The sequence below is a fragment of the Frigoribacterium faeni genome (assembly GCF_007988805.1).
In the GTDB taxonomy this organism is placed as follows: domain Bacteria; phylum Actinomycetota; class Actinomycetes; order Actinomycetales; family Microbacteriaceae; genus Frigoribacterium; species Frigoribacterium faeni.
In genome coordinates this window covers 1-3,226 of record NZ_BJUV01000069.1, presented here as the reverse complement: position 1 = coordinate 3,226, position 3,226 = coordinate 1, and the positions used below count along the sequence as shown (strand labels likewise).

Sequence of the window (3,226 nt, the reverse complement as noted above, 5' to 3'; positions counted from 1 at the left end):
TGTGACCGTCGGCGTCGACGCCCACGTCGGTGACGATCGACACCCGCGGGTCGGTCATCAGGTCGGCCTTGATGGCCTCCTTGTACTCGAACCCGGCGTCGTCGGATCCGACGACGAGCCGGTAGGTGCGGTCGATGCTCATGATGCTGCTCCTTCTCTCGAGGCGGACGACGAGGTGAGGACCTCGCCGACGGCCGTGACGATCATTCCCATGGAGGTGGCTCCGGCGTCGGGGGTCCCGACGCTCTTCTCGGCGAGCGGACGAGCCCGACCCACCTTCGGTCGGAGCTCGGCGGTGGCGGCGGCGGCGTCGACGGCCACCCGGGCCGCCGCCGTCCAGGCCACCGGCAGCGCGTCGCCCGCATCGACCCGCTCGCGCAGCGACCGGGCGAACGGCAGCAGGGCGTCGAGCATGGTCTTGTCGCCCTCGCTCGCGCGGCCGAGGTCGACGATCGACTCGGCGAAGGCGTCGACGCCGTCCACGATCAGCGCGGGCGCGTAGTCGTCGCGCTCGTCGGTCAACGATGCGGCGAGGGCCTCGAGCGCCGAACCCCAGAGGACCCCGGAGGTGCCCCCGGCGTGCTCCGCCCAGGCCAGACCCGCGCGACTCAGCAGCCACGCGCCTCCTGCCCCCTCGTCGACGCCGTCGACCCGTGAGACGGCCGCGCCGATGCCCTTGAGCATGCCGCGTCCGTGGTCGCCGTCGCCGGCCACCGCGTCGATGCGGCCGAGCGTCTCCTCCTCGCGGCGCAGCAGGTCGTGGATCGCGCCGAGCGTCGACCGGACCGTGCCGCCCAGGCGGACGGCCGCCTCGGTCGCGTCGGGCGCGGTGTCGTCGACGCCCGCCGCGAGCTCGTCGGGCGAGGGCACCACGAGCGCGTCGAGCGGTGCGCGCAGCTTGCGGTACGCCGGGGTGTACGCGTCGGCCCGCCACAGACGCTCGAGCTCGTCGTCCAGCCATTGAAGGGTCAGCGAGACGCCGCCCATGTCGAGACTGGTGACGAGCTCGCCGACCTCGGGCTCGACCACCTCGACGTCGGCCTCGGCCAGGCGCCGGGCGATGTGGCCCCAGAGCAGGAACAGCTCCTCGTACTTGGTGGTGCCGAGGCCGTTGAGGATCGGGGCGACCTTCGAGGAGGCGCCGGTCGGCCGGTCGTCGAGCAGCCGGTCGACGAAGAGGTCGGCGAGATCGGTCGCCCGCATCAGCTCGACGTCGCGGATGCCCGGTTCGCCGTGGATGCCGAGCCCCAGGCCGAGGTGCCCGTCGGGGACCTCGAAGAGCGGCTCGGTGGCGCCCGGCATGGTGCAGCCCGAGAAGGCCACGCCGAGCGTCCGGGTCGCGTCGTTCGACGCGTTGCCGATTCGCTCGACCTCGTCGAGCGAGGCGCCCTCGGCCGCGGCGGCCCCCATGGCCTTGAACACCGAGAAGTCGCCCGCGATGCCGCGGCGCTTCGAGACGTCGTCGGCCGACGCGATGTCGTCGGTGACGACGACGATGCGGGTGTCGATGCCCTCTTTGCGGAGGCGCTCGGCGGCGATGCCGAAGTTCATCGTGTCGCCGGCGTAGTTGCCGAAGCTGAAGACGACGCCCCGGCCCTGATCGGCGGCCTTCGCGACCGAGTACGCCTGGGCGGCCGACGGCGACGTGAAGATGTTGCCGACCACGGCCCCGGTCGCGAGCCCCGGTCCGACGGTGCCGCTGAAGGCCGGATAGTGCCCCGAGCCGCCGCCGATGACGACCGCGACCTGCGGTTCGCCCCGACCGCGGTGCGAGACGACGCCCCCGGGCACGCCGCGCAGGCGGTCGGCGTACAACGCGAGGAATCCGGTGAGCTGATCGTCGGCGAACTCGTCGGGATCGTCGTAGATGGTGGTCATGAGCTGGTGCTCTCTCTGCTGGCGGAACGGCCGTGGCTGCGGCCGCCCTGGGGGACGTTCAGAAAGTGGATCATCACGAAGGCGACGGCGTAGAGGCCGACGAAGGCCCACACCACCCCGACGCCGGAGCCGCCGAGCCCGAAGACCAGGGCGACGACGCCCGAGCCGAGGAACGCGGCACCGCCGGCGGCCGTGGTGTACATCGCCATGGCGGCGCCCTTGTGGTCGGGGGCGAGCGCGGGCATGATCGCGCCCATCGGCACGAACCCGGCCAGCAGGCAGCCGAACACGCAGCCGGCGATCACCGAGAGCACGTAGCCCCAGTCGCTGCCGGCCGGGACGAGCTGCGGCACGTACCACCAGAGCAGCAGGCCGAGGGCGGAGCCCACGATGCCGAACCACTTGACGGTGCGCTGCCAGCCGAACCTGTCGCCGATGGCGCCGAAGAGAGCGTTGACCAGGATGTTCGTGGCGTAGACGCAGACCGTCATGAGCAGCCAGCGCGACTGGCCCCAGCCGCGGTCCTCCGCGATGATCACGGGCAGCACGATGAACATCGCGTACTGCGGGGCCGTGTTGATCAGGCGGATGAGGAAGCCCATCAGGATCCTGCCGCGGGTGAAGGTGAGACGGAGCCCCGAGGTGAGCACGGCGGTGGCGCTCTCGCCGGCCGGCGCGATCCGTCGACGCCCTCGGGGCTCCTTCACCCCGAACCAGGCGATCAGGAACCCGATCACGACGAGGCCGATCGATGCGATCATGGCCCCCGTCTCGCCGACGGTTCCGCCGCCGAAGGTGGGGATGGCCCCGATCGCGAAGAGCGACCCGAGAGTGGGCAGCCCGCCGGTGAAGGCGACGTAGAACCAGCCGACGGCGGATCCGTTGCGTTCGACGGGCGTGATGATGTTGACCCACACCAGGAAGGCGAAGGCGAAGATCGGGTAGCCGAAACCGCGCAGCGTGTACGTGACGGCGGTCAGCGGGACGCTCTGGGCCTGCAGGCTCAGAAGGAACAGCACCTCGAAGACGATCCAGATCAGGAACCCGATCAGCATGACCCTGCGCGGGCCGATCAGGTCGGCGAGGGCACCCGAGAGGTAGCTGCCCACCAGCACGGCGAGGCTGTAGCCGGTGATGATGTTGGCGACCGTGGCCTCGGGCGAGCCGAGGACGTCGACCATGTGCGGGGTGATGAAGTTCGACTCGACCCCGTTGCCGGTCATGAAGACGAGCACGGCGATGAAGCCCCAGAACAGCACCCGTGGGATGCCGAGCCGGTCGAGGCGGCCCTCGGTGAGGGTGGACGTGGAGGCGGTGGTGACGGAGGTCATACGGCGGTCCCCTCTTC

At 71.1% G+C, this 3,226-nt stretch carries 2 protein-coding genes and 1 pseudogene; all 3 read right to left on the bottom strand.

Annotated elements, in window-relative coordinates; translation table 11 throughout:
• A pseudogene (locus tag FFA01_RS16370) lies at nt 1-142 on the bottom strand (RpiB/LacA/LacB family sugar-phosphate isomerase); the annotation flags it as partial.
• Entirely contained in the window at nt 139-1,878 is a 1,740-nt protein-coding gene (locus FFA01_RS15700) for a dihydroxyacetone kinase family protein (protein WP_146857120.1), read from the bottom strand. The gene FFA01_RS15700 and the pseudogene FFA01_RS16370, both read right to left, overlap by 4 nt.
• A complete protein-coding gene (locus FFA01_RS15695) occupies nt 1,875-3,209 on the bottom strand; it encodes an RbtT/DalT/CsbX family MFS transporter (protein WP_146857119.1) in 1,335 nt (444 codons plus the stop codon). Before FFA01_RS15695 ends, FFA01_RS15700 begins: the two co-directional genes overlap by 4 nt.
• Nucleotides 3,210-3,226: the final 17 nt, after the last annotated feature.